This is a genomic window from Comamonas sp. AG1104, from assembly GCF_003350425.1.
GTDB lineage: Bacteria > Pseudomonadota > Gammaproteobacteria > Burkholderiales > Burkholderiaceae_C > Comamonas > Comamonas testosteroni.
Map to the genome: position 1 here is coordinate 50,249 of NZ_QQAS01000013.1, position 23,043 is coordinate 73,291.

Annotated in this window: 31 protein-coding genes and 1 pseudogene; 8 read left to right on the forward strand and 24 right to left on the reverse strand. The window is 62.7% G+C overall.

Features of this window, described 5'->3' with window-relative positions; genetic code table 11:
* Positions 1-16: 16 nt before the first annotated feature.
* The 10 genes from DFO48_RS23920 to DFO48_RS23965 are packed head-to-tail and all read right to left on the reverse strand — an operon-like array spanning position 17 to position 8,728.
* On the reverse strand, positions 17-1,063 hold the full coding sequence (locus DFO48_RS23920; RefSeq protein ID WP_114864995.1) for a flagellar hook-length control protein FliK: 1,047 nt from the start codon (positions 1,061-1,063) through the stop codon (positions 17-19).
* The gene (locus tag DFO48_RS23925) at positions 1,060-1,365 is read right to left on the reverse strand and encodes a hypothetical protein (RefSeq protein WP_114864996.1); all 306 of its coding nucleotides are present in this window, start codon (positions 1,363-1,365) and stop codon (positions 1,060-1,062) included. Before DFO48_RS23925 ends, DFO48_RS23920 begins: the two co-directional genes overlap by 4 nt.
* Positions 1,352-1,750, reverse strand: a complete 399-nt coding sequence (fliS, locus tag DFO48_RS23930; RefSeq protein WP_003081794.1) for a flagellar export chaperone FliS — start codon at positions 1,748-1,750, stop codon at positions 1,352-1,354. Before fliS ends, DFO48_RS23925 begins: the two co-directional genes overlap by 14 nt.
* Before the next feature lie 29 nt (positions 1,751-1,779).
* Positions 1,780-3,153, reverse strand: a complete 1,374-nt coding sequence (gene fliD, locus DFO48_RS23935) for a flagellar filament capping protein FliD (protein WP_114864997.1) — start codon at positions 3,151-3,153, stop codon at positions 1,780-1,782.
* A 36-nt stretch (positions 3,154-3,189) separates the two neighbouring features.
* Complete coding sequence (locus DFO48_RS23940) at positions 3,190-3,642, reverse strand: flagellar FliJ family protein (RefSeq protein WP_034350345.1); 453 nt, start codon at positions 3,640-3,642, stop codon at positions 3,190-3,192.
* Positions 3,639-4,970, reverse strand: coding sequence for a FliI/YscN family ATPase (locus DFO48_RS23945; protein ID WP_114865005.1), 1,332 nt, complete (start codon positions 4,968-4,970; stop codon positions 3,639-3,641). The genes DFO48_RS23940 and DFO48_RS23945 overlap by 4 nt, the downstream gene beginning before the upstream one ends.
* 8 nt (positions 4,971-4,978) lie before the next feature.
* A complete protein-coding gene (gene fliH, locus DFO48_RS23950) occupies positions 4,979-5,674 on the reverse strand; it encodes a flagellar assembly protein FliH (protein WP_034350374.1) in 696 nt (231 codons plus the stop codon).
* 2 nt (positions 5,675-5,676) lie between these two features.
* Positions 5,677-6,735, reverse strand: a complete 1,059-nt coding sequence (locus DFO48_RS23955) for a FliG C-terminal domain-containing protein (protein ID WP_003081809.1) — start codon at positions 6,733-6,735, stop codon at positions 5,677-5,679.
* Positions 6,713-8,350: a flagellar basal-body MS-ring/collar protein FliF gene (gene fliF, locus DFO48_RS23960; RefSeq protein WP_114864998.1), complete on the reverse strand. Its 1,638-nt coding sequence runs from the start codon at positions 8,348-8,350 to the stop codon at positions 6,713-6,715. The genes DFO48_RS23955 and fliF overlap by 23 nt, the downstream gene beginning before the upstream one ends.
* 48 nt (positions 8,351-8,398) lie before the next feature.
* The gene (locus DFO48_RS23965) at positions 8,399-8,728 is read right to left on the reverse strand and encodes a flagellar hook-basal body complex protein FliE (RefSeq protein WP_003081816.1); all 330 of its coding nucleotides are present in this window, start codon (positions 8,726-8,728) and stop codon (positions 8,399-8,401) included.
* A 212-nt stretch (positions 8,729-8,940) separates the two neighbouring features.
* Between DFO48_RS23965 and DFO48_RS23970 the strand changes: the two genes are divergently transcribed.
* Genes DFO48_RS23970 through DFO48_RS24000 form a run of 7 tightly spaced genes read left to right on the forward strand, consistent with a single transcriptional unit; the run spans position 8,941 to position 15,138 of the window.
* Entirely contained in the window at positions 8,941-9,693 is a 753-nt protein-coding gene (locus DFO48_RS23970; protein ID WP_147282773.1) for a hypothetical protein, read from the forward strand.
* Positions 9,690-10,055, forward strand: a complete 366-nt coding sequence (locus tag DFO48_RS23975) for a FliM/FliN family flagellar motor switch protein (RefSeq protein WP_114865000.1) — start codon at positions 9,690-9,692, stop codon at positions 10,053-10,055. The genes DFO48_RS23970 and DFO48_RS23975 overlap by 4 nt, the downstream gene beginning before the upstream one ends.
* 28 nt (positions 10,056-10,083) lie before the next feature.
* The gene (gene fliP / locus DFO48_RS23980) at positions 10,084-10,839 is read left to right on the forward strand and encodes a flagellar type III secretion system pore protein FliP (protein WP_114865001.1); all 756 of its coding nucleotides are present in this window, start codon (positions 10,084-10,086) and stop codon (positions 10,837-10,839) included.
* A 4-nt stretch (positions 10,840-10,843) separates the two neighbouring features.
* The gene (gene fliQ, locus DFO48_RS23985; RefSeq protein ID WP_003081826.1) at positions 10,844-11,113 is read left to right on the forward strand and encodes a flagellar biosynthesis protein FliQ; all 270 of its coding nucleotides are present in this window, start codon (positions 10,844-10,846) and stop codon (positions 11,111-11,113) included.
* Between the two features lie 8 nt (positions 11,114-11,121).
* Complete coding sequence (locus DFO48_RS23990) at positions 11,122-11,898, forward strand: flagellar biosynthetic protein FliR (RefSeq protein ID WP_003081829.1); 777 nt, start codon at positions 11,122-11,124, stop codon at positions 11,896-11,898.
* 4 nt (positions 11,899-11,902) lie between these two features.
* Positions 11,903-13,042, forward strand: coding sequence for a flagellar type III secretion system protein FlhB (gene flhB, locus DFO48_RS23995; protein WP_003081832.1), 1,140 nt, complete (start codon positions 11,903-11,905; stop codon positions 13,040-13,042).
* Positions 13,039-15,138 carry a flagellar biosynthesis protein FlhA gene (locus DFO48_RS24000; protein ID WP_003081834.1) on the forward strand — a complete coding sequence of 700 codons (2,100 nt, stop codon included), beginning with the start codon at positions 13,039-13,041 and terminating at the stop codon, positions 15,136-15,138. The genes flhB and DFO48_RS24000 overlap by 4 nt, the downstream gene beginning before the upstream one ends.
* A 150-nt stretch (positions 15,139-15,288) precedes the next feature.
* Here DFO48_RS24000 and DFO48_RS24005 read toward each other — a convergent pair whose 3' ends face one another.
* Entirely contained in the window at positions 15,289-16,047 is a 759-nt protein-coding gene (locus DFO48_RS24005; RefSeq protein WP_138983872.1) for a hypothetical protein, read from the reverse strand.
* A gap of 202 nt (positions 16,048-16,249) precedes the next feature.
* Between DFO48_RS24005 and DFO48_RS24010 the strand changes: the two genes are divergently transcribed.
* Positions 16,250-16,831, forward strand: coding sequence for a hypothetical protein (locus DFO48_RS24010; RefSeq protein ID WP_114865002.1), 582 nt, complete (start codon positions 16,250-16,252; stop codon positions 16,829-16,831).
* Between the two features lie 60 nt (positions 16,832-16,891).
* Here DFO48_RS24010 and DFO48_RS24015 read toward each other — a convergent pair whose 3' ends face one another.
* The 13 genes and pseudogenes from DFO48_RS24015 to tuf all read right to left on the reverse strand — a co-directional run.
* Positions 16,892-17,401: a peroxiredoxin gene (locus tag DFO48_RS24015; protein ID WP_003081838.1), complete on the reverse strand. Its 510-nt coding sequence runs from the start codon at positions 17,399-17,401 to the stop codon at positions 16,892-16,894.
* Positions 17,402-17,517: 116 nt separating this feature from the next.
* Positions 17,518-17,787 carry a 30S ribosomal protein S17 gene (rpsQ, locus tag DFO48_RS24020; RefSeq protein WP_003059401.1) on the reverse strand — a complete coding sequence of 90 codons (270 nt, stop codon included), beginning with the start codon at positions 17,785-17,787 and terminating at the stop codon, positions 17,518-17,520.
* A gap of 9 nt (positions 17,788-17,796) precedes the next feature.
* Entirely contained in the window at positions 17,797-17,994 is a 198-nt protein-coding gene (gene rpmC, locus DFO48_RS24025; protein WP_003059403.1) for a 50S ribosomal protein L29, read from the reverse strand.
* A gap of 10 nt (positions 17,995-18,004) precedes the next feature.
* Positions 18,005-18,421: a 50S ribosomal protein L16 gene (gene rplP / locus DFO48_RS24030; protein ID WP_003059405.1), complete on the reverse strand. Its 417-nt coding sequence runs from the start codon at positions 18,419-18,421 to the stop codon at positions 18,005-18,007.
* 2 nt (positions 18,422-18,423) lie between these two features.
* On the reverse strand, positions 18,424-19,293 hold the full coding sequence (rpsC, locus tag DFO48_RS24035; RefSeq protein WP_003059406.1) for a 30S ribosomal protein S3: 870 nt from the start codon (positions 19,291-19,293) through the stop codon (positions 18,424-18,426).
* A 16-nt stretch (positions 19,294-19,309) separates the two neighbouring features.
* Positions 19,310-19,642, reverse strand: a complete 333-nt coding sequence (gene rplV / locus DFO48_RS24040) for a 50S ribosomal protein L22 (protein ID WP_003059408.1) — start codon at positions 19,640-19,642, stop codon at positions 19,310-19,312.
* Between the two features lie 10 nt (positions 19,643-19,652).
* Positions 19,653-19,928 carry a 30S ribosomal protein S19 gene (gene rpsS, locus DFO48_RS24045; protein WP_003059413.1) on the reverse strand — a complete coding sequence of 92 codons (276 nt, stop codon included), beginning with the start codon at positions 19,926-19,928 and terminating at the stop codon, positions 19,653-19,655.
* A 10-nt stretch (positions 19,929-19,938) separates the two neighbouring features.
* The gene (gene rplB / locus DFO48_RS24050) at positions 19,939-20,763 is read right to left on the reverse strand and encodes a 50S ribosomal protein L2 (RefSeq protein WP_003059414.1); all 825 of its coding nucleotides are present in this window, start codon (positions 20,761-20,763) and stop codon (positions 19,939-19,941) included.
* A 2-nt stretch (positions 20,764-20,765) separates the two neighbouring features.
* Positions 20,766-21,080 (reverse strand): 50S ribosomal protein L23, encoded by a 315-nt coding sequence (gene rplW / locus DFO48_RS24055; protein WP_003059415.1) that lies wholly within the window; start codon positions 21,078-21,080, stop codon positions 20,766-20,768.
* Complete coding sequence (gene rplD, locus DFO48_RS24060; RefSeq protein WP_087085366.1) at positions 21,077-21,700, reverse strand: 50S ribosomal protein L4; 624 nt, start codon at positions 21,698-21,700, stop codon at positions 21,077-21,079. Before rplD ends, rplW begins: the two co-directional genes overlap by 4 nt.
* Positions 21,700-22,374, reverse strand: a complete 675-nt coding sequence (rplC, locus tag DFO48_RS24065) for a 50S ribosomal protein L3 (RefSeq protein WP_003059417.1) — start codon at positions 22,372-22,374, stop codon at positions 21,700-21,702. The genes rplD and rplC overlap by 1 nt, the downstream gene beginning before the upstream one ends.
* A 200-nt stretch (positions 22,375-22,574) precedes the next feature.
* On the reverse strand, positions 22,575-22,886 hold the full coding sequence (gene rpsJ / locus DFO48_RS24070; RefSeq protein WP_003059431.1) for a 30S ribosomal protein S10: 312 nt from the start codon (positions 22,884-22,886) through the stop codon (positions 22,575-22,577).
* A gap of 25 nt (positions 22,887-22,911) precedes the next feature.
* Positions 22,912-23,043: pseudogene (tuf, locus tag DFO48_RS24075) on the reverse strand (elongation factor Tu); the annotation flags it as partial.

Genomic DNA, 23,043 nt, shown 5'->3' on the forward strand with positions numbered 1-23,043 from the left:
ATCTGCACCCAGGCCTTTATGCCTGCTGCTGCCAGACCTGCAGGGCCTGGCCGATCACATCGTCTTCCGCGGCCGCCAGCCAGGGCAGGGCCTCGTCACGGGCGCCTCCGCCCTGACCTGCGGCACCGCCGCTGTGCCGCCCCTGGGCCACGACCACGCTGGCTTCGCCGCTGCTGCGCGCCTGCAGCTCCTGGCGCAAGCCTTCGGCCAGACCTGCCAGCTGGCGGCCCACCTCGGCGTGAGAGGCCTGAATGAACACCTGCACCCCGCCTGCATCGTGCTGGATGCGCAGCTCCACGCTGCCCCATTGCGGCGGATCCAGCCGCACCGTGGCCACATCCACACCTTGAGCCTGTTGCAGCTGAATGCGCTGCGACAAGGCCTGCATCAGCGGCTGCGCGGCCCGCGCGGTACTGGGCGTGGCTGCCGCTGCCGTGCGTGCAGCAGAGGTCACCGAAGCCACAGGCTCTGCAGCTGACAACGCTGGCGACTGCAGCGCCACCGCTTCTGCACCTTGGGGTGCAGCAGCGGGCAAGGTCCCGCCCTCTGCGGCCAGCGCGGTCACCAGACGCGCCGCAGCGGCAGCATGCGTCGGCGCCTGCTCAGCGAGCTTGGTCGCCACCACAGACTCTTTGCCATCACGTTGTGCCTGGACCGCTGCCGGACTGAGCGCGGCGACAGCCACGCTGAAGGATGGCTTCTGCGCTGCGCTGGACCCGGTAGACACCGAGCCGATATGGGCCTGCACCTCGGACTGCCAGGTCGGCGCAAAGCTAGCCAGCAGAGGCAGAGCATCTGCCGCTGCAAGATCTGTCGACTCCTGGGCGGAGGGATCGGTCTGCTCGCCATCGGCGGCCTCCGGCGGGGCGCCGATCTGAGCCGACAGCGCGGCCGCCCCCAAAAAACCGGCCAGCTCGGCGAACATGACGGGCGGTGGTACGGCCGGCAATGCACTGGACTGCTCCAGCCCATTGCTGGCGATGGCGGGTGTGCCAGTCACACTGCCTGCGGCGGCAAGGGCCGCAGAGGATGCAGGCACGGAGGTCGTCGGCATGGCGTTCATGAAAATTGCTCCTGCCAGGCATAGGCTTTATGGGCTTCGTTGTGATGCTGTAGATCGCGCAGGCGCGCCCCGGCTTCGTGCAATGCCTGCTTGCAGGCCTCATGGGCGGCAGCGTGAGCTGCGGCAAGCTCCTGCCATGCCACGCGCATGTCCTCATCTGCTGGCAACAGGGCCGGCGACCGGCTCGCCCAGTCGGCCGCCAACCGGTCCAGTTGCGCCAGGCACTCCCAGTCCTTAGCCGCACTCACCACCTGCAGTTGCCGGGCCAGCGCCAGCAAACGCTCTCGATCAGAGACGGGCATCCGCCATCCCTTGCCAGCCGGAGCGCAGCGTCTGCACGATGCCATGGACCTCATCCACCTTGGCGACATCCATGTCGAAACCCGCCTGATTCAGGCGCTGGGCGCAGAAGTCGTACAGGCGCGAGAGGTTCTCCACGACTTCATTGCCGGCTTCGGCCTCCAGCGCGCTGCCCAGCCCGGTCAGGATGTCGGCGCACTTGGCAATCGAGCGCGCCTTTTCCTCAAAGCGCTGCTGGGCGATATGCATGCGCAGGCGCGCCATCTCTTCGAGCAGGCCGTCCACCAGCATCAGCACCAGCTCCACCGGAGATGCCTGGGCGGTCTGTGCCACCGTATTGGCGGCGCGATAGTCGCCGTATCCGTCGTTCCAAAGGTTGTCGTTCATGGGTCTTGGGTTATGGGTCCTGCGCCCGGCTAGCTCTTGGACGACGGCGCGAACATCGAGCTCAGATAGTTCGAGGTATTGCTCATCGTGGCTTCCAGATTCGCCAGGGTCGTAAATTGCGTCAGATAGCGCTGATATGCCTGTGCATACAGCCGCTCGATGGTCGACTGGTCTTTGGTGTACTGCGTCAACTGCTTTTGCAAGCCGTCCTGACGAGTTTTCAGATAACCGGTGGAGCTATTGGTCCAGCTGCCCACATAGGTCTGCAGGCTGCCCAGCACGCCGGTGCGCTTGTACTCCAGAGTGTCGGTCTTGCCCAACAGGCTGGTCAGCGCATCGGGATTGGCTGCCACCTTCTTGGCGAACCGGTCAGAGTCCAGCGCGATCGTTCCGTCGCGCTGTGCGGAGATGCCGAAGTCCGTCAGACTGACGCCGTTCACAGTGCTGCGCAGCAGGCTGTTGAGCTGGTTGCGCAGACCGCGCACGCCGGAGTCCCCATTAAGGGCCCCAGCCGCCACACTGCCTTCTGCGGAGCCCGCCGCCGTCAGCTTGTCGATGGCCTTGACGAGGCTGTTGTAGGCATCGATGAAGCCCTGCATATTGGCCTTGGTCGCGGCCTCGTCCTTGGCGACGGTGACGGTGAAGGGCGAGGTCGTCACCTCCTTGAATTCCAACGTCAGGCCTTCGATGCCGGTGTAGGTATTGGAGGCTTGGCGGATTTCCACTCCGGTGCCTGCACCCAATGTGAAGACCGCATCCTGGGCCTCGGACAGCTTCTGGCCTGCGACCAAGGCCACTGCGCTACCATCCTTTTTCTGCATCTTCAACTCAAAAGCATTCGCTTCACCGGTCTCGGTGCTGGTCAGCATCAGCTTTTGCTCGCCGCCCTGCGTCACCATCGACGCCGTGATCTTGCCTGCACTGGCCTGGTTCAAGGCACGGGCGATTTCGGTCACCGACAGCTTGCCGTCGCCGTTTTCATCGGCCTTATCCAGGTCTACCTGAACATAGCCTGCACCGCCCACGGCGGATACCACCATGGTCGCGTCCTTGGGATAGTCTGTATCGGGCGCCAGACCCAGATCCTGCATGCTGTAGAGCGTCTGCTGGGCCGTGGCCAGCTTACTCACGCCAAAGGTGTAATTGCCTGGCGCAGCGGCACTGGACACTGTCGCCGCTGCGGCGCTGCTGCGCGACACCGCCGCCGTCTGAGCGATCACGCTGCCCTTGCCGGACAGGCTGCTCAACGCCGTGGAGAAGCCCGACAGCGCCGATTGCAGCGATGTCAGCGCCGTGGTTTTGCTCTGCGTCTTCTTGGTGCTGGTATCCACCTGCGCCTGGCGGGCGTGGACGTAGCTTTCAGCCAAAGCCTTGGCGGTTGTAACCGGATCGTAGGTAGCCACTGTGTTCCCCTTGTATGCGTTCGCGAATGGACAGTGCTAGCGGTTTCCGGCGGCCTGCTGACGGGCCTGGCGCTGCCAGGCCTGACCAGCCAGTTCATCCATGGCGTTCTGCGCCTTGCGCTGCGCCAGCTGCGCCATGTCGGCGCGCGCCCGCTCCAGCACCGACTGCATGCTGTCGTGCTGGCGCAAGGCGGCCTGCATGTGCGCACTGGCCTGGGCATATTCGAGCTGCTGAACGCCACAGACGTCCTTGCATTGCCCGGCCATGTCCATCAACCCCGAACGGAAACCTGCTGCATTCGCATACAAGGCGACATTCCCATGCAATTTCTTCACCCCGGCGCTGTGCGCCATGCTGTGCAGGCGCTCCAGCTGGGATTGGGTCTTGACCAGCAGCGCCCGAGCCCGAGCGGCCTCGGCCATGGACTGCTGGGCGCGCTGATCCAGGACTTCCACATATTGCGCCAGGGCCACTACGGGCAAACTCATGCCAGCACCTCACCCAGCTGGGCCACACAGGCGGCAAAAGGAGCAGCCTCTGCCGTGCCCTGGCGCAAGAATGCCTCCAGCTGTGGCCAGCGCTGCACGGCCCGGTCGGTGCGCGCATCGGCGCCGGGCACATAGGCCCCCATGGGGATCAGCTCGCGCACCTGGGCATAACGGGCCTGCAGCTCCTTGGCCTGGCGCGCGGCCTGCAGATGGGCTTCGGAAACCACCAGCGGCATGCAGCGGCTGATCGAGGCCCCCACATCCACGGCCGGGTAATGTCCGCGCTCTGCCAGCTCGCGCCGCAACACGATATGGCCATCCAGAATGGCCCGCGCCGTATCGGCGATCGGGTCTTGCTGGTCATCTCCTTCGGCCAGCACGGTGTAGATGGCCGTCATGCTGCCCTCGCCGCGCTCGCCGTTGCCGGCGCTCTCCACCAGCTGCGGCAGCATGCTGAACACCGACGGCGGATAACCGCGCGTGGCCGGAGGCTCGCCCAGGGCCAGCGCAATTTCGCGCCGCGCCATGGCATAACGGGTCAGGGAGTCGAGCAGCAGCAACACATTCAGGCCTTGATCGCGGAAATGTGCGGCAATCGTGTGGCACAGCTCGGCCGCCATCATGCGCATCAGCGCCGGCTCGTCCGCCGGCGCCACCACCACGATGGCGCGGCGCATGCCCTCCGGCCCCAGGGAATGATCAATGAACTCGCGCACTTCGCGGCCCCGCTCACCGATCAGACCCACCACGATCACATCGGCCTCGGTGTGGCGCGTAATCATGCCCAGCAGCACGCTCTTGCCCACGCCGCTGCCGGCGAACAGGCCCACGCGCTGGCCACGCCCCAGCGTCAGCAGGCCATTGATACAACGCACGCCCACATCGAGCGCCTGCTCGATCGGGCGCTTTTTGAGTGGATTGACCCTGGGCGGTTGTGCAGGCAGCACACCGTCCCCAGTCAACCGCCCCAGCCCGTCCAGCGGCTCCGCCAGGCCGTTGATGACCCGCCCCAGCCAGCCCATGCCGATACCCGGCTGCTGGCGTTCGGAATCCAGCGTCACGCGCGCCCCGGTTGCCAGGCCGGTGACCGGCTTGAGCGGCATCAGATAGGAGACAGCGCCGCGAAAGCCCACGACCTGGGCCGGCAACCATGCGCCAGCCTGCCATTCAATCTGGCAACGGGCAGCCAGCGGCAGGGCCGCACCCGTGCACTCCAGCAGCAATCCGGTGGCCGCATGCACGCGTGCCGCCGGCTGCGCCACCGGCACATCGTCGAGCTGAACGCTGCGCAGCGACTGCGCCAGTCCGATGCTGCTGCCTGCCGCCATGCCCGTGGTCACAAGGCCTCCGCTGGCTGCAGCTGCTCACGCACCTGTTCCATACAGGCACCCAGACGCTGCTTGCAGCCGGCATCGACCTCGGCTTCTCCCACGCGCAAACGGCATTCGCCGGCATCGAGAGTGCTGTCGGCCTGCAGCTTCCAGTCGGGCACGCGCGTGCTGTCCAGCTCCTGGATGCGCTGCAGATCGACCGGGTTCAGGTAGACCTGGACCTCGCCCGTGCGCTGGGGCATGCCCTGCAGGGTTTCCTCGACCAGCGCCAGAATCTGCGCCGGCTGCAGCGTCAGCTCGCAGCGCACCACCTGGCGCGCCACCCGCTCGACCAGGTCGATCAAATCCTTGCGCAGACTGGCCTCCCAGTCGGCATGCAACAGCTGCAGCTGCTGCTTCAGCTCCGTCACCGGCGCGCCCAGGCTCTGCAGCTCGTCACGCGCGCCCTGCAGGGCTTCGGCGCGACCTGCCTGAACGCCGGTTTGCAGCCCGGCCTCATAGCCGGCGCGCTCGCCCTCGGCCTGCCCCTGAGTAAAGCCCTGCGCGTGGCCACGCTGCACCGCCTGTTCATAGGCCTGAGCCAAGGCCCGGGCATCCTCCGGCCCCACGGCATCGCCAGCGGCGCTGCCGTCTGCGCCCTGCTGTGCGCGGTCGGCCTGCACCAGGTCCAAGGGCGGAAAATGATAGGGACGGTAAAGCACGCTCACTCCACCACCGCTTCGGCGAACAACTGAATCTCCAGCTCACCCGCGTCAACCATGGCCTTGACCAGGTCCATGATCTCGCGCCGCGCCTGCTCCACACGACTCAGAGGCACGGGGCCGCTGCGGCGCATCTGGTCTTCAAAGCTCTGCGCCTGGCGGCGTGGCATGGCGCCCAGCACGGCCTTGCGCACCGCAGGCTCGGCGCCCTTGAGCGCCAGCGCCCACAACTCGGCCGGCACGGCTTCGATGATCTGGGTCAGCGTGGTCTCGGACTGGGTCGAGAGCACGAAGAAGTCATACATCTCGGTTTCGATCGCGGAGGCGATTTCCGGATCGCGGGCCCGCAGTCGCGCCACCAGCTCCTGCTTGTTGCCTGGAATACGGTTGAGAATTTCCGCCGCCTGCTTCACGCCCTCCATGGACACGCTTTGCGTGCCGAACTCGGCCAGATACTGCTCGGTCAGCATTTCCAGTTGCACCAGCAGATCTCGATCCACGTCCTTGAGCTTGGCCACGTTGAGCACCAGGGCCTCGCGGCCCGACTCGGGCAGATGCTCGATCACATCGCCGGCCAGCTTGGGCGGCAAAAAGGCCAGAAACACCGCTTGCATGCGCGGGTGCTCCTGGGCCAGCCGCTCGGCCAGCCAGGCCGGCGCCGCCCATTGCAACCGTGCCATCTTGGGGCGGATCTCGTCGCCGTAAATGCTGTCCAGCACGCTGCCGGCGATGTCGCCACCCAACGCCAGCGCCAGCGAGCGCTGCAAGAAGCTGCGCGAGGCACCATGCACACCGCTTTGCTCGCGGTAGTCATCGAAGAAATGCTGCAGCGACTGGCGCACAGAATCCACGCGGATACCGCTGAGGCGGGACATCACCTGAGTGACGGCCAGCAGGTCTTCGCGCTCCAGGCAACGCAACACGCCGGCAGCAGGCTCCTCGCCCATACTGAGCAGCACGATGGCAGCCTGCTCGATCAGATCCAGACTTTCCGGGGCCGGCGGCTCCAGCAACGCCACGCCTGCCGCGCCTTCAGCGCTAGTCACCAACTGGTTGGCCATGTTTTTGTACCCATTGTTTGACCACTTCCGCCACACGCTCCGGCTCCTTGGCCGCCAGGGTGCGCAAATGCTCGACCATCACATCCACTTCCGAACCCTGGGGTGGCAGATCCACGTTCTCCAGCAGCGGCACCATGGACATGTCGGAGGCGGCACGCTGACGTTCAGGCGCCGGCAGCAAGGAGGCACCGCCCGCCGCCGCACCGGCCAGGGCGACCGCCTCGCCCGAGCGCGGTACCTTGGTAGCCGCAGCGCCGCGCAGCACGGCATTGACTAGGCGTGCCAGCAGCACCAGCAGCGCGACACCGCCCGCTGCCCACAGAGCCGTCACCACCCAGTCATACCAGTTGCCGGGCTCCTGCCACCAGGCTGGCTGCGGCGTGGGTGCCGTGAACGGCATGCTGGAGACTGCAATCTGGTCGCCGCGCCCGGAGTCCACCCCCAGGCCCACGCGCAGCAGCTTTTCAACCCGTGCCAGTTCGGCTTCACTCCATGCCTTGGCCGCCTTGGGTGCCACTGCATCGTCGAGCATCACCGCCACATGCAGCTTGTTGATGCGCCCCTTGCCGCGCTTGACCTGTATCACGCTGCGGTCGTAGGCATAGTTGCGCGAGACCGCCGCACGGAAATTGTTGTTGGCTTCCTTGCTTTCCTTGCCCGCATCGGCCTGCACATTGACCGGGCGGTTGCTCAGCGAGCCCGGCACACCCAAGGCAACACCACCGGCGCGGTCGTTTTCCTCCCGGGTCGCTTCATTGAGCACCCGGGGATCACCGTTGTACTTCTCGTAGGATTCCTCGGTTCGGTCCTGGCTCAGGTCGGCCGTGACCGTCACGCGGTAGTGACCGGCACCCACGGCGGCCGATAGCAGCTCCTGCGCGTTTTGGCGCAACTCGGCACTGATCTTGCCCGACTGCCCGTCCTGCGCCAGCGGATCAAAGCCCTCCGACAGGTCCACGCGGGCCGAGAGGAAGTTGCCCGCCTGATCGGTCAGCGCCACGCGCTGTGGGTCGAGCCCGGCCACGCTGCTGGAGACCATATGGATGATGGCCGCGATCTGCTCGTTCTTGAGCTGTTGCCCGGGCTTGAGTTGCAGCACCACCGATGCCGAGCTTTTTTCGCCGGTATTCACCACGAATGAGGAAGAGCGTGCAATCGACAGATGCACGCGTGCGCCTGCCACGGCATCCAGCGAGCCGATGCTGCGTGCCAACTCGCCTTCCAGGCCACGGCGGAAACGCACGTCCTGCACGAACTGGCTCACGCCCAGAGGATCGTTGCGATCCATCAGCTCCAGACCCTCGGGCAGCTTGGCGGCCACGCCCTTGGCGGCCAGCAGCATGCGGGCACGGCCCAGATCGCTGTCGGCCACCAGCACCTGGCCCGATTCCGGGTGCAAACGGTATTTCAGGCCTTCCGCCTCCAGCGCCGCCACCACATCGGCGGTCAGCACATTCTCGCGAGCGCCGAACAGAGGACGGTAATTGCTGCTGCCCTGCCACAGCAGCATGACCACCAGCGCGGTGGCGATGACCGCAGCCAGCAGCAAGGGCACGCCTACGCGCATCGCGCCAGGCTGTAAAGAAAAGGAGAGCAGCCGCTGTGCACCAGGCATACCTGAGAAGCGGTTTTTAATGGAATCCAGCACGAACGTTTCCCTGTCTTACACCTGCAGCTTGACGACTTCGTCCACCGCACCCATGACCTTGTTGCGGACTTGCATCAGCATGGAAAACGACAGGCTGGCCTCCTGACTGGACAGCATGGCCCCCACCAAATCGTCGCTACGCCCCGCGTCCACGGCCGCCATCCGCTCCGAAGAAGCCTGGTTTTGCGCGTCCACCGAGCGCACCGCGCCCTCGAACATCTGCAGAAATCCGCCCCCTGGGGCCGGGCTGTCGGCAGCGGGCGCAATCGCGCTTGGAAGTGGCGACTCAAAGGCCGCAAAAGCACCGGCGGTGCGCATCAAAAGGCTGGAGGGTTCGATCTTCATCGTTCGTTCCCCAAGCCATTTCCTCCGACGCGGCGGTTACCACTGGAGCCAGCCCTTCGGGGGGATGTTGTTGCACGAACAGTATACTATTCACAATTGATACAAATTTTATCGATTTAGCAACTCATTCAGGCTTCATAGAGAAATTGCCGAGATTCGCGCAAAATCCCGCTGACTTGCCACCAAAACAACAAGCGAAGAAGATATCTACTGTGCAGAATGCAAAAACCCTGGACCCGGTCATGCTGGGACGACCGGTGCAAGCCTTCGACCAGTTGGCCGCGCTGCTCGCCCGCCAGGTGGAAACGCAGATGCAGCAAACCGGCCATCGCCCGGTAGCCATGCGTATCGAACACGCTCACTTCACGCCGCTGCGCGCTGCGGCTCCAGCTCAGACGCAGATCACACTGACGCGCGCCACCGTGCAGGCACACATGGCTGCGCGCTACGGCTTCACGCAGGACGACATGACCCCGACGTCCGACGACCAGCCCACCAGCCCGACCGAGCAGCGCATTGCCACGGCCTTGCACGATGCGGTGCACCACGCCACCCAGGCCACGCTGATGCCGGCCGCAACGACTCAGCCCCTCATCACGGCCAGTACCTGGCAATGGCAGGCCCAGATCCAGGTCGCGGACAGCGCCTGGCAGCCGTTGAACATCGCACTGGACACAGCCTGCTGTCAGGCGCTGGAGCAACAGGTGTTGCAGCTGCGGCGCACTCGTCCCGCGCCCACCCCGGCAACGCCAAAGCCGGCAGCGCCCCTGCACATCCAGTTGACCGCACGGCTGCTGGAAAAAACCGTCTCTACCGCCGATGTGCAGACCCTGCGCACCGGCAGCGTGCTGCCGATTGCCCTGGGAGCCACCACGGTGCTGCTCAATGGCGAAGCCCTGCTTGCGGCCACCGTGACCGAACACCAGGGCAAGCTGCACCTGACGGCCTTTGAGACTTTGGAATGAACACGATGGATCTCCACACCGATATGGACCTGCAGGATCTGCTGGACAGCAATGCACAAGCCCCTGCCGCCGATACCCCTGCGCCAGCGCTCAGCCCCGCCGAACCCGAGCGTCTGTCGCCGTTTTTGCACCGCATCCCCGTCACGCTGACGCTGGAAGCCGGCTCCGCCCGGATCACCCTGCAGGAACTGGCCGATCTGGGCCCCGACAGCGTGGTGCCGCTGGACACCGTGGTGGGCGAGCCGCTGACCATCAAGGTCAATGGCTCGGCCATCGGCAAGGGCGAGGTGGTGGTCTGCGGCGAAGCGTACGGACTCAAGGTCCTGGAGCTGAGTGCCAATCTGCCTGCACTGAGCCACTGATCCACAGATTTCCAGCATGCAACAACACATGCACAGGGCGCTTCGCGCCCTCGTTTTTTTGGGTCTGTTCAGCGGTTTATGGCTTTGCGTGAGCCACGCCCAGGCCGCCAATATCCCCCTGCTGGAGAGCCAGCAAAGCCACGGGGTGACACAGCTGTCGATCAAGACCGAGATCTTCATCCTCATGACGCTGCTGGGCCTGCTGCCCATGATGGCCTTGATGATGACCACCTTCACGCGCTTCATCATCGTACTGGCTCTGCTGCGCTCCGCACTTGGCCTGCAGCAGGGTCTGCCCACGCGCGTGCTGACCGGCGTGGCGCTGATCCTCACTCTGCTGGTGATGCGCCCCGTGGGCGAGCGCCTGTGGACCGAGGCCTTCGAGCCCTATGAAAAAGACCAGATCGGCTTGATGGAAGCGCTGCGTCGCGCCGAAAAGCCGATGTCGGACTTTTTGCTGGCCCAGACCCACGAGGCCGCACTCAAGCAGGTCAGCGCCCTGGCCAAGGAAGGCCCGGTGGCCAGCCCGCAGGACCACGCCTTCACCGTCAAGGTGGCGGCCTTTGTGCTCAGCGAGCTCAAGACCGCGTTCATGATCGGCTGCGTGCTGTTCATTCCGTTTCTGGTGATCGACCTGGTGGTCTCGTCGGTGCTCATGGCCATGGGCATGATGATGCTGTCGCCGCTCGTGATTTCGCTGCCCTTCAAGATTTTGCTGTTCGTGCTGGTGGACGGCTGGTCGCTCACGGTCAACACGCTGGTCACCAGCGTCCAGGGGCTGTAGCAGCATGACGCCCGACATCGCCGTGGACCTGATGCTGCAGGCCATCCAGCTGGTGCTGGTCATCGTGGCCGTGCTCGTGGTGCCAGGCCTGCTTGTCGGCCTGTTGGTGAGCCTGTTTCAGGCCGCCACCCAGATCAACGAGCAGACGCTGAGCTTTCTACCCCGCCTCATGGTCACCTTGCTGGCCTTGGCACTGAGCGCGCGCTGGCTGGTCACCCAGCTCATGGATTTTTGCGTGCGCTTTTTCCAATACGCCAGCACGCTGCTGGGCTGAGCCTGAACATGGAGCAAGGCCTTTATCCGTATCTGCTGCAATGGCTGCAGCCGCTGTGGTGGCCGTTCGTGCGCACCATGGCGCTGCTGTCCTTCGCCCCGATCTTTGGCGACCCCACCGTGCCCCAGCGGGTGCGCGTCATCATCGCCATGGTGCTGGCCGTAGTCATGCTGCCCAGCGTCGCCCCCCATGTCTCGGCGGTGGAGGCGTTTTCGCTGCGCGCCGTGGCGCTGACGCTGGAGCAGATCGCCATCGGCGCGGTGCTGGGAATAGGTCTGCAATTTGCCACCACGGCGCTCAGCATTTTTGGCTATCTGAGCGCTTCGCAGACCAGCCTGGCCATGGCCATGCTCAACGACCCCGTGCATGGCAGCTCCTCGGACGCACTCTCGGTGCTGGCCCTGCTGATGGGCATGCTGCTGTTTTTCGCCCTCGACGTGCACCTGCTGCTGGCCGGCATTCTGGCCGCCAGTTTCGACGCCTGGCCCGTGGGCCAGAGCCTGAGCCGCCTGCAGCTGCAAACCGTGGCCTACAACATGGGCTGGGTATTTGCTGCGGCCTTTTTGCTGGCCACGCCCATCATCTTTGCGGCCATGCTGGTGCAATTGGGCTTTGGCTTCATGGCCCGCATCTCGCCCAGCCTCAATATTTTTGCGTTGGGCTTTTCGGTGGTCACACTGTTCGGCCTGGCCATGCTGGCCTTCATGCTGCGCCACATCCCGGCGCACTATCTGCAGATGACGCGCCGCGCGCTCGACATGCTGACGCAGCTCATGAAGGGCTGACATCATGGCCGACAGTGCTGGCGACAAGTCCGAAAACGCCTCGGACCACAAGCTGCGCAAATCGCGCGAGGAAGGCCAGGTGGCCCGCTCGCGCGATCTGGCCACGGCCGTGGGCCTGGTGGCCACGCTGCAGGTGACGGCGCTTTTCATGCCCGACTATCTGCGCAAATTCCACGCCCTGTTCCAGCGCGGGCTCGACGACACCTCGGGCCCCGGCGCCCTCAACAACATCGTGGGTGCGGTCTGGGCCGATGCCGGCTGGCTGTTCGCCCAGATGCTGCTGCCCCTGTTCATCACGCCGCTGCTGGTGGCCGTGGCCTCGCTGGTGCCCGGTGGCTGGCTGCTGTCGGCCAAGAATCTGCAACCCAAGTTCAGCCGCCTGAGCCCCCACCAGAACCTGTCCAAGTTCTTCAAGGCCAAGCATTACGGCGACCTGGTCATGTCGGTGATCAAGGTCTCAGCCGTGGCCGCCGTGGTCTACGCCTACTGCAAGGCCAATGTGCGCCATTTCACGGCACTGCCGTCAATGACGCTGGATCTGGCGGTGCGCGAGGGCATACATCTGTTTCTGTCGGGTGTGATGTCCATCGTGGTGATCTTCATCATCCTGGCCCTGATCGACGTGCCGATGCAGCGCTTTTTCTTTCTGCGCGGCCAGCGCATGAGCAAGCAGGAAGTCAAGGAAGAGCACAAGAGCAACGAAGGCCGGCCCGAGGTCAAGAGCCGCATTCGCCAGATCCAGCGGCAGCTGGCGCGGCGCAGCGTGCGCGCCACCGTTCCCCAGGCCGATGCCGTCATCGTCAACCCGGAGCACTACGCCGTGGCCGTGCGCTACGACTCGAAGCGCGCAGAGGCGCCCTATGTCATCGCCAAGGGCGTGGACGAGATGGCCTTCTACATCCGCGACATTGCCACCCGCCACCAGGTGGAGGTGGTGAGCCTGCCGCCGCTGGCGCGGGCCATTTACCACACCAGCCAGGTGAACCAGCAAATCCCCTCGGCGCTCTACCAAAGCGTCGCCCAGGTGCTGCACTACGTGCTGCAGATCAAGGCTTTCCGCCAGGGCCGACGCCCGGCCCGTCCCGATCTACCGCGCGAGCTGGATATACCCGCCGAACTGTCCGACCCCCAACCCGCCCCATGAAGTACCTCACCGAACTGCGCCAGGCGCTTTCCCGCCACCAGTGGGCCGTGCCCGTGTTTCTGCTGGCCTTGCTGGCCATGATCATGCTGCCGCTGCCGCCACTGGCGCTGGACATCTTCTTCACCTTCAACATCGTGGTGTCGCTGGTGGTGGTACTGGTGGCCGTGGGGGTCAAACGGCCGCTGGACTTTTCCATCTTTCCCACCATCATCCTGGCCACGACACTGATGCGCCTGGGCCTGACCGTGGCCTCCACGCGCGTGGTGCTGCTGCACGGCCAGAACGGCCCGGATGCGGCCGGCCATGTGATCGAGTCCTTCGGCAACGTGGTGATCGGCGGCAATTTCGTCGTGGGCCTGGTGGTGTTCGTCATCCTGATGATCATCAACTTCGTGGTGGTAACCAAAGGCGCCGAGCGCATTTCCGAGGTCTCGGCCCGCTTCACGCTGGACGCGCTGCCCGGCAAGCAGATGGCCATTGATGCCGACCTGAATGCCGGCCTCATCAATCAACAGCAGGCTCAGACGCGCCGCCGTGACGTGGCGACCGAGGCCGACTTCTACGGCGCCATGGACGGCGCCTCCAAGTTCGTGCGCGGCGATGCCATCGCCTCCATCCTGATTCTGGTCATCAACCTGATCGGCGGCGTCGCCATCGGCTCGCTGATGCACGACCTGCCACTGGGCGAGTCCTTCCGTCTCTACGCACTGCTGACCATCGGCGACGGCCTGGTCTCCCAGATTCCGGCCCTGCTGCTGTCGGCAGCCTCGGCCGTGATCGTCACCCGCATCAGCGACGCCGATGCGGGTGAATTTCCCGATCAGGTGCGCCAGCAACTGCTGGCCAAGCCCACGGTGCTGTACAGCGCCGCCGTGGTGATGCTGGTGCTGGGCCTGATTCCCGGCATGCCCTGGCTGCCCTTCCTGGCTTTTGCCAGCGTGCTGGTGCTGGGCGGCTGGGTCATGGCCAAGCAACCGGCCAGGCCTCTGCCAGCCCAGGATGAAATGGTCTTGCTGCAGACCGTGACCGCAGCAGCCGCTCAGGACTTTGGCTGGCACAGCCTGCCGATCACCGAACAGTTGTCGGTACGCGTGGGCTACCGCCTGGTCGGCCAGCTGGACCCGGCTCAGGGCGCACCTCTGGCCGTGCGCCTGCGCGGCGTGCGCCAGACCATCAGCGAAGCCATGGGTTTTGTCCTGCCTCCTGTGCATGTGCGCGATGACCTGACCCTGCCGCCCAACCAGTACACCGTGCTCATCAACGACACCGTGGTGGCCAAGGCCGAGGTGCATGCCGACCGGCTGATGGCCATTCCCTCGCCCCATGTCTACGGTCAGCTTGACGGGATCCCCGGCATCGAGCCCGCCTACCAGTTGCCCGTGACCTGGATCGAACCCAAAGACAAGGCCCATGCCCTGGGCATGGGCTACCAGGTGGCAGACTGCGTGAGCATCGTCGCCACCCACCTCACGCGCGTGGTGCGCAGCCATCTGGACGAGCTGATCCGCTTCGAGGACGTGCACGCCATGGGCGAACGCCTTACGGCCTTGTCGCCCAAGCTGGCCGCCGCGCTGGAAAAAGCCTGCCCCGCGCCGCTGCAGCACACCGTGTACAAGCAACTGCTGCGCGAGGGTGTTTCGCTCAAGGACATCGTGCTGATCGCCACCGCCCTGGTGGACAGTGCCGAAGCCACCAAGGACCCCATCCTGCTGGCCGCCGAGGTGCGCTGCGCGCTGCGCCGCCAGATCGTCAACTCCACCGTGGGATCGGTGCCCGAGATCCAGGCCTTCACTCTGGGCAACAGCCTGGAGCAGTTGCTGCTGGGCGCGCTGAACACCGCACGCCACACCAACAAGAAGGTCGCGCTGGATAACTTCCCGGTGGATCCGAATCTGCTGGGCCAGTTGCAGGAGCACATGAGCCATGCGCGCGATCTGATGAAACAGCAGGCCACGGCACCGGTGCTGCTGGTCACACCCCAGCTGCGCCCCCTGCTGGCGCGCTACGCGCGCCTGTTTGCCCAAGGTCTGCAGGTGCTGTCCTTCAACGAGGTGCCCGAGGGCAAGGAGTTGAAGGTGCTGGGGACAGTTGGTTAAAAGAGAAGCATCCAGCGCTGAAGCTTCAATCGTTTCAGGCCGAAAAGTCCTTGAAAACAAGGCTCCAACAATGATAAACGCTATGTTTTATATAGCCATCGTGACGTCCAAGCATCCAGCTTATGGGTGCCACACACCCTCGTCGGCCGACTAGATGGGCTGCGCCTGTTCGCCCGCCCCGCTTGGCGTGGTGTCCAGTGCTTGGCCGGGCAGGTAGCGCCGCGCCATCCAGCCGGGCAGGTGCACCTGCATCTGATCACTGCCCTGGAGCAAGGCCAGCAGCGGCGTTCCGGCGCGCACATAGGCCACCTGGCGCACACGTGTCGGGTCCGGCCAATCAGCCAGAGGAATGACCAGGACATCGATATGCCGCAGGTCCTCGTCCTCGTAGAGCAGACGCTCGAACAGATCGGGACGCAGCGCCATCTGCCTCACATGGGCCATGTCGTGCTCGGGACTGCCGCCTTCTTGCGCCACATATTGGGCAAAGCGCGCCAGCAGCTCCTTCTGGAACTCGGCAGCGCTGCGGCGCACGTTCAGAAAGCGCATACCCGCCCCTTGCTCGCGCAGCATCTGGCGCGTGGGTGCCACGGAGGCATTCATGCCCACCTCCACCTGCAACTGCAGGTAGGCAAATTGCGCCTGGGAGGTGCGTGCCACCATGCGCCAGTGCTGCAACTCGTCGAGCGCATCGCGAATACCAAAAAGCGCCAGCAGCCCCATGCCGGGGCGCGGCGCTTTGGAATCCATGGCCCGGTTGCGAAATGGAATCGAGCTCGCTACCACCTGCAGACCATGCCCTTCGTCGTATACACGCTCGGCTCCGACCACGGGCTGCGCCTGCTTGCCATGCTGGCGAAACAGGCTGAGCAATGTGAGCTGAACACGAGACGAAACGGTATGGGGCATAGAAGCGTGAAACGTCTACATCGGGGATGGGTGAATCAATGGTGTGACATACAGTATATTCACAATGCTAAATTTCACATCAGAATTACTTATATTCTGTCGTTTTTGCACGCATTTCGTCGGCCGAACAGTGTCGTCACGACAGCACTTTGGCTGCTGGCATCTGAATCAGCCTAAATTGTAACAATTCACCGTTCACCCCATGATCCCTTCCAACCGCCCCGTTCTAGGCCGTGATCTGGATGCTGTCCGTCAGGAGTTTGGCTTGCTGACCAACGACATCATCTGGGTGCTCAGCATGTCGATCACACGTTGGATGCAGGTGGTGCGTCAGGCACCGGACGAGCCCGTCAAAGACCCGACCCTGGCCTTGCTGGTGCGCTTTCTGGCGCAGCACCCGGAGCTGGCCGTGATCCCCAAGCAACCCACTGCGCCCGAGATGCTGGCCTTCATGAACGAGATCGCCGATATCGAGCCCAAGCGCTTTGCCACTTATTTCGGCGCCGAAAGCTCTGCCGCCTATCGCTGGATGCGGCCCGATGCCCGCCCGTCATCCACCGTTACACGGCTCATGCACTTTCTGAAGACTGCCTTGCTGATGCAGGACGCAGCGGGACGCACCCAGTTGCTGGAAGATTGGCGCAAGACAGTAGCCCAGGAAGCACGCAATCGGGGCGTGGATGACGTGTTCAAGACCGGACGCTGGACCACACCCATTATCGACAACGGCGCGCCGTCCTCCCCTCTCAAGCGCCCTGCCGCTCCCGCCAACGCCGAAGATTGAGACAAAAAACGCCGCAAAAGCGGCGTTTTTGGAGCAGGCTTCGTACAGCCGATCAGAGACTTAACCCTGCTTGGCCTGAGCCAGCATGGTGCCGGCGTCGCTGACTTCAAACTTGCCGGGAGCTTCCACGTTCAGAGTCGCAACCTTGCCGTCCTTGACCAGCATGGAAAAGCGATTGGCGCGCAGGCCCAGACCCTTGCCGTTCAGGTCCAGCGTCAGGCCGGTCGCCTTGGCAAAGGCCGCATCGCCGTCGGCAATCATGCGCACCTTGCCAGCCACCTTCTGATCGCGGCCCCAGGCACCCATCACGAAAGCATCGTTCACGGACAGGCACCAGATTTCGTCCACGCCGGCAGCCTTGAGCTCTTCGGCCTGGGCCACATAGCCTGGCAGGTGCTTCTCGGAGCAGGTGGGCGTGAAGGCGCCGGGGACGGCAAACACGGCAACAGTCTTGCCGGCCAGTGCTTCGGGCAGCTTCACGGGGTTGGGGCCGAGGCTGCAGCCGTTGCCTTCCACTTCCACATATTCCATCAAGGTCACTGCGGGCAGGGCATCACCAACTTTAATCATGACTATCTCCTTTGTTGCAAAGCACGGACCGCATTCTTGGCGGCCCAAATAAAAAAACGACCCACAGCATTGTGGGTCGTTTTCAAGGGCTTTGCAGCCGGCGGGCCTGGTTAGGCTTACACCAGAGCAGCCTTTTGAACCAAGCGGGTAGCAACCCAGTTCTTGGTCTTGGAGAGAGGACGGCTCTCGGTGATTTCAACCACGTCACCCAGCTTGTACTCACCTTGCTCGTCGTGAGCGTGGTACTTGCTCGACTTGATCATGATCTTGTCGTAGATGGGGTGCTTGACGCGGCGTTCCACCAGAACGGTCACAGTCTTGGCACGCTTGTCGCTGACCACCTTGCCAATCAAGGTGCGCTTGAGGGATGTTTTAGCTTCCGTCATGTCGGCTCCTTACTTGGCGGCTTGCTTTTCAGCAAGGATGGTCTTGGCACGAGCGATGTCACGGCGTGTAGCCTTGATGGTCGCAGTGTTGCCCAGTTGTTGCGTGGCCTTTTGCATGCGCAGACCGAAGTGAGCCTTTTGCAGGGACTTCACTTCAGCTTCCAGACCAGCCACGTCTTTTTGGCGGAGTTCAGCAGATTTCGTCATGTTGATCTCCTTAAGCACCAATGTGACGGGACACGAAGGTCGTGCGCAGAGGCAGCTTTGCAGCAGCCAGGCGGAACGCTTCACGGGCCAGCTCTTCAGGCACACCCACGATTTCGTAGATCACCTTGCCGGGCTGGATTTCGGCCACGTAGTACTCGGGGTTGCCCTTACCGTTACCCATACGCACTTCGGCGGGCTTGGTAGAGATGGGCTTGTCCGGGAACACGCGGATCCAGATACGACCGCCACGCTTGACGTGACGGGAAATTGCACGACGTGCAGCTTCGATCTGGCGTGCGGTCAGACGACCACGGTCAGTAGACTTCAAACCGAAATCGCCGAAGGCAACGGAGTTGCCACGGGTAGCGATGCCGGTGTTGCGGCCTTTTTGTTCCTTACGGAACTTGCGGCGTGCAGGTTGCAGCATGTTTATTCTCCTTTACCGTCCGCTGCTGTAGCGGGCGCGTCGGCCTTACGAACGCGCTTAACGGAATCAGCACCAGCGCCAGCAGGCTTGTCGCTGCCATCGGCAGGAGCGGCATTGGTGCCTGCGGGACGACGGCCACCACGGCCAGCGCCGTCACGGCCATCACGGCGACCGTCACGACGGGGACCACGGGGACGACGCTCGTCTTCAGGACGGGGCGTTTCCACGGCGGGCAGGTCGTTACGGCCCAGGGTGTCACCCTTGTAGACCCAGACCTTCACGCCGATGATGCCGTAAGTCGTCTTGGCTTCGGAGAAGCCGTAGTCGATGTCGGCACGCAGGGTGTGCAGAGGCACGCGGCCTTCGCGGTACCACTCGGTACGAGCGATTTCGATACCGTTCAGACGACCGGAAGACATGATCTTGATGCCTTGAGCACCCAGACGCATGGCGTTCTGCATGGCACGCTTCATGGCGCGGCGGAACATGATGCGCTTTTCCAGCTGTTGGCAGATGGAGTCAGCGATCAGCTTGGCATCGATTTCGGGCTTGCGCACTTCTTCGATGTTCACAGCCACGGGCACGCCCAGGCGAGCAGCGAGTTCCTTCTTCAGGGCCTCGATGTCTTCACCCTTCTTGCCGATCACCACGCCCGGACGAGCCGAGAAAATGGTGATGCGGGCGTTCTTGGCAGGACGCTCGATCAGAACGCGAGCCACGGCGGCGTTCTTCAGCTTGGCCTTCAGGTACTCGCGCACCTTGATGTCTTCGGCCAGCATGCCGGCGAAGTCACGGTTGCTAGCGTACCAGCGGCTTGCCCAGTTGCGGCTCACCGCCAGACGGAAGCCGGTAGGATGGATTTTCTGTCCCATATTCTTCCTTAAGGCCTCAGTTACCCACTGTCACATAGATGTGGCAGGTAGGCTTGCTGATGCGGTTGCCGCGGCCCTTGGCGCGAGCAGTGAAACGCTTGAGCGTAGTGCCTTGCTCGACGTAGATGGTCTTGACCTTCAGTTCGTCGATATCGGCGCCGTCGTTGTGCTCAGCGTTGGCGATAGCGGATTCCAGAACCTTCTTCACGATCACAGCAGCTTTTTTCTGTGTGAACTGGAGAATGTTCAGAGCTTGATCCACCTTCTTGCCGCGGATCAGATCCGCGACCAGGCGACCCTTGTCAACAGACAGGCGGACGCCACGGAGAACAGCACGTGTTTCAGACATGTTCTATTCCTTACTTCTTGGCTTTCTTGTCCGCAGGGTGACCCTTGAAGGTACGAGTCAGCGCGAATTCACCCAGCTTGTGGCCAACCATCTGGTCAGTCACATAAACCGGCACGTGTTGCTTGCCGTTGTGCACGGCGATGGTCAGACCGATGAACTCGGGCAGGACCATGGAGCGACGCGACCAGGTCTTCACTGGCTTCTTGTCCTTGGTGGCGATGGCCTTTTCGACCTTGGCCAGCAAGTGATGGTCAACAAACGGACCCTTTTTAAGAGAACGAGTCATTTGCTACCCCTTACTTCTTACGGCGCGACACGATCATTGTCTGTGTGCGCTTGTTGTTACGGGTGCGGTAGCCCTTCGTCAGATTGCCCCATGGGTCAACTGGGTGACGGCCTTCACCGGTCTTACCTTCACCACCACCGTGCGGGTGGTCGACAGGGTTCATGACCGTACCGCGGACGGTAGGACGAATACCCATCCAACGCTTCACACCGGCCTTGCCCAGACGGCGCAGGCTGTGTTCTTCGTTGGCAACTTCACCGATGGTGGCGCGGCACTCGATGTGCACCTTGCGGACTTCGCCCGAACGCATACGCACTTGAGCGTAGATGCCTTCGCGAGCCAGCAGAGTGGCGGAGGTACCAGCCGAGCGAGCGATCTGAGCACCGGCACCGATCTTCAGTTCGATGCAGTGGATGGTCGAGCCCACGGGGATGTTGCGGATAGGCAGGGTGTTGCCCACGCGGATAGGAGCTTCGGAGCCGCTGATGATGGTAGCGCCGACTTCCAGGTTGCGAGGAGCAATGACGTAGCGACGCTCGCCGTCTGCGTAGCACACCAGAGCGATGTGGGCAGTACGGTTGGGATCGTATTCAATGCGCTCAACCTTGGCGGGGATACCGTCCTTGTTGCGCTTGAAGTCCACCACACGGTAGTGGTGCTTGTGACCACCGCCCTTGTGGCGAGTTGTGATGTGACCGTTGTTATTACGACCGGCCTTCTGGAATTGAGCTTCCAGCAGGGGGGCAAAGCCCTCACCCTTGTGCAGGTGGTCGCGAGTAACCTTCACCGCGCCGCGTTGGCCGGGGGTCGTAGGTTTGAGCTTGATAACAGCCATGATTACGCAGCCTCCCCGGACAGGTTCAGCTCTTGACCGGGCTTGAGCATCACGTAAGCCTTGCGCACATTGTCGCGACGGCCAACGGTCTTGCCAAAGCGCTTGGTCTTGCCCTTGGTGTTCACCACAGACACGCCAGCCACTTCAACCTTGAACATCAATTCCACAGCGGCCTTGATTTCGGGCTTGGTAGCGTTCTGCAGCACCTTGAATGTCACAGCATTGGACTTTTCAGCAACCAGAGTGGCCTTTTCGGACACGATGGGAGCGACCAGTACTTGCATCAGACGACCTTCGTCAAACTTGGTAGTGCTCATGCGAACATCTCCTTGAGTTTGTCGATCGCACCCTTGGTGACGAGCACTTTCTTGTAGTGCACCAGCGACACGGGGTCTGCATAGCGCGGCTCAACCACGAACACGTTCTTCAGATTGCGGGATGCCAGGTACAGGTTCTCGTCGATTTCTTCAGCGATCACCATCACCGACGAAGACAGGTTCATAGCCTTGAACTTGTCTGCCAGCACCTTGGTCTTGGGGGTATCCAGCGTCAGGGATTCCACAACTGCCAGACGGCCTTCGCGGGCCAGCTGAGACAGGATGGCAGCCATACCGGCGCGGTACATCTTCTTGTTGATCTTCTGCGAGAAGTTTTCTTCAGGCAGATTGGGGAAGATGCGACCGCCGCCACGCCACAGAGGCGAGGAGGACATACCAGCACGTGCACGACCTGTACCCTTTTGCTTGAAAGGCTTGGCAGTGGTGTGACGCACTTGTTCACGGTCCTTCTGGGCGCGAGTGCCTTGACGTGCGTTGGCACGGTAGGCAGTCACCAGCTGGTGGACCAGATCTTCGTTGAATTCACGACCGAACACAGTCTCGGGAGCTTCCACCTTGGAAGCGGCCTGGCCTTGTTCATTCAGGAGTTCGAGCTGCATTAGTTCGCTCCTTTGGAAGCTTTAGCCTTGATCGCGGGGCGCACGGAAACGAAGCCACCCTTGGCACCAGGAATGGCACCCTTGATCAACAGCAGTTGGCGTGCTTCGTCGATACGAACCACGTCGAGGTTTTGAGTAGTGACGGTTTCGTCGCCCATGTGGCCAGTCATACGCTTACCGGGGAACACGCGACCGGGGTCTTGTGCCATACCGATAGAACCGGGAACATTGTGCGAACGGCTGTTACCGTGCGAAGCGCGCTGCGAACTGAAGTTGTGGCGCTTGATCGTGCCGGCGTAACCCTTACCGATGGAGGTGCCTTGCACGTCCACCTTCTGGCCAACGCTGAACAGTTCGGCCACAGGCAGAACGGCACCAGCGGCATACTTGCCAGCGGTTTCATCGGTCACGCGGAATTCACGGGTCACTTCACCGGCTTCGACACCCGCCTTGGCGAGGTGGCCGGCTTGAGGCTTGGTCACGCGAGAAGCCTTGCGTGCACCGAAAGTGACCTGCAGGGCCACATAGCCATCGTTCTCTTGGGTTTTGACCTGAGTCACGCGGTTGTTAGAAACATCCACCACTGTGACAGGCACTGCGTCCCCATCATCAGTGAACAGACGCATCATGCCCACCTTGCGACCCAGCAACCCCAGGGAGTTGCTCAGACTCATTTGTTTGCTCCAAAACTTTTGCCGCTGAAACTGCAATTGGCCCAGCGTTGTGCTTTAGCAATCATGCCTAGCACACAAAAGAAGGTTAATAAAACTTCGCATCAAAGGCGAAGCTCCAAATTTTAACGCGAACTGCTTTTTCAAGCAAGTTCGCGTTAAACAAAGACCCTTAAAAGCCTCTTGCGAGGCCTCCAAAACTCTTATTGCAGTTTGATCTCGACGTCCACACCTGCGGGCAGGTCCAGCTTCATCAGAGCGTCAACAGTCTTGTCAGTCGGGTCCACGATGTCCATCAGACGCTGGTGCGTACGGATTTCGAACTGGTCACGGCTGGTCTTGTTGACGTGAGGCGAACGCAGGATGTCGAAGCGCTTCATGCGTGTCGGCAGGGGCACGGGACCCTTGACGATAGCGCCGGTACGCTTGGCGGTATCAACGATTTCGGCTGCGGACTGGTCGATCAGCTTGTAATCGAAAGCCTTCAGACGGATGCGGATTTTTTGCTTAGACATTGTTAATTCCTAGCTTTTCTAAGAATTAGGCAATGATCGTGGCAACCACACCGGCACCAACGGTACGACCACCTTCGCGGATAGCGAAGCGCAGACCTTCTTCCATGGCGATGGGGGAGATCAGCTTCACAGTGATCGACACGTTATCGCCAGGCAT

What these genes read in the sequence shown, in the direction of transcription:
- DFO48_RS24005 (WP_138983872.1), bottom strand. Translation starts at nt 16,047, where the DNA reads ATGCCCCATACCGTTTCGTCTCGTGTTCAGCTCACATTGCTCAGCCTG.
- rplB (WP_003059414.1), bottom strand. Translation starts at nt 20,763, where the DNA reads ATGGCTGTTATCAAGCTCAAACCTACGACCCCCGGCCAACGCGGCGCG.
- DFO48_RS23965 (WP_003081816.1), bottom strand. Translation starts at nt 8,728, where the DNA reads ATGAAGATCGAACCCTCCAGCCTTTTGATGCGCACCGCCGGTGCTTTT.
- fliQ (WP_003081826.1), top strand. Translation starts at nt 10,844, where the DNA reads ATGACGCCCGACATCGCCGTGGACCTGATGCTGCAGGCCATCCAGCTG.
- rpsQ (WP_003059401.1), bottom strand. Translation starts at nt 17,787, where the DNA reads ATGACGGAAGCTAAAACATCCCTCAAGCGCACCTTGATTGGCAAGGTG.
- DFO48_RS24000 (WP_003081834.1), top strand. Translation starts at nt 13,039, where the DNA reads ATGAAGTACCTCACCGAACTGCGCCAGGCGCTTTCCCGCCACCAGTGG.
- DFO48_RS23920 (WP_114864995.1), bottom strand. Translation starts at nt 1,063, where the DNA reads ATGAACGCCATGCCGACGACCTCCGTGCCTGCATCCTCTGCGGCCCTT.
- DFO48_RS23945 (WP_114865005.1), bottom strand. Translation starts at nt 4,970, where the DNA reads ATGGCGGCAGGCAGCAGCATCGGACTGGCGCAGTCGCTGCGCAGCGTT.
- rpmC (WP_003059403.1), bottom strand. Translation starts at nt 17,994, where the DNA reads ATGACGAAATCTGCTGAACTCCGCCAAAAAGACGTGGCTGGTCTGGAA.
- DFO48_RS23925 (WP_114864996.1), bottom strand. Translation starts at nt 1,365, where the DNA reads ATGCCCGTCTCTGATCGAGAGCGTTTGCTGGCGCTGGCCCGGCAACTG.
- rplV (WP_003059408.1), bottom strand. Translation starts at nt 19,642, where the DNA reads ATGTCTGAAACACGTGCTGTTCTCCGTGGCGTCCGCCTGTCTGTTGAC.
- DFO48_RS23990 (WP_003081829.1), top strand. Translation starts at nt 11,122, where the DNA reads ATGGAGCAAGGCCTTTATCCGTATCTGCTGCAATGGCTGCAGCCGCTG.
- DFO48_RS23955 (WP_003081809.1), bottom strand. Translation starts at nt 6,735, where the DNA reads ATGGCCAACCAGTTGGTGACTAGCGCTGAAGGCGCGGCAGGCGTGGCG.
- rplW (WP_003059415.1), bottom strand. Translation starts at nt 21,080, where the DNA reads ATGAGCACTACCAAGTTTGACGAAGGTCGTCTGATGCAAGTACTGGTC.
- rplC (WP_003059417.1), bottom strand. Translation starts at nt 22,374, where the DNA reads ATGAGTCTGAGCAACTCCCTGGGGTTGCTGGGTCGCAAGGTGGGCATG.
- rplD (WP_087085366.1), bottom strand. Translation starts at nt 21,700, where the DNA reads ATGCAGCTCGAACTCCTGAATGAACAAGGCCAGGCCGCTTCCAAGGTG.
- fliP (WP_114865001.1), top strand. Translation starts at nt 10,084, where the DNA reads ATGCACAGGGCGCTTCGCGCCCTCGTTTTTTTGGGTCTGTTCAGCGGT.
- rpsS (WP_003059413.1), bottom strand. Translation starts at nt 19,928, where the DNA reads ATGACTCGTTCTCTTAAAAAGGGTCCGTTTGTTGACCATCACTTGCTG.
- rpsJ (WP_003059431.1), bottom strand. Translation starts at nt 22,886, where the DNA reads ATGTCTAAGCAAAAAATCCGCATCCGTCTGAAGGCTTTCGATTACAAG.
- flhB (WP_003081832.1), top strand. Translation starts at nt 11,903, where the DNA reads ATGGCCGACAGTGCTGGCGACAAGTCCGAAAACGCCTCGGACCACAAG.
- fliS (WP_003081794.1), bottom strand. Translation starts at nt 1,750, where the DNA reads ATGAACGACAACCTTTGGAACGACGGATACGGCGACTATCGCGCCGCC.
- DFO48_RS24010 (WP_114865002.1), top strand. Translation starts at nt 16,250, where the DNA reads ATGATCCCTTCCAACCGCCCCGTTCTAGGCCGTGATCTGGATGCTGTC.
- DFO48_RS24015 (WP_003081838.1), bottom strand. Translation starts at nt 17,401, where the DNA reads ATGATTAAAGTTGGTGATGCCCTGCCCGCAGTGACCTTGATGGAATAT.
- DFO48_RS23940 (WP_034350345.1), bottom strand. Translation starts at nt 3,642, where the DNA reads ATGAGTTTGCCCGTAGTGGCCCTGGCGCAATATGTGGAAGTCCTGGAT.
- DFO48_RS23975 (WP_114865000.1), top strand. Translation starts at nt 9,690, where the DNA reads ATGAACACGATGGATCTCCACACCGATATGGACCTGCAGGATCTGCTG.
- fliF (WP_114864998.1), bottom strand. Translation starts at nt 8,350, where the DNA reads ATGCCTGGTGCACAGCGGCTGCTCTCCTTTTCTTTACAGCCTGGCGCG.
- rpsC (WP_003059406.1), bottom strand. Translation starts at nt 19,293, where the DNA reads ATGGGACAGAAAATCCATCCTACCGGCTTCCGTCTGGCGGTGAGCCGC.
- rplP (WP_003059405.1), bottom strand. Translation starts at nt 18,421, where the DNA reads ATGCTGCAACCTGCACGCCGCAAGTTCCGTAAGGAACAAAAAGGCCGC.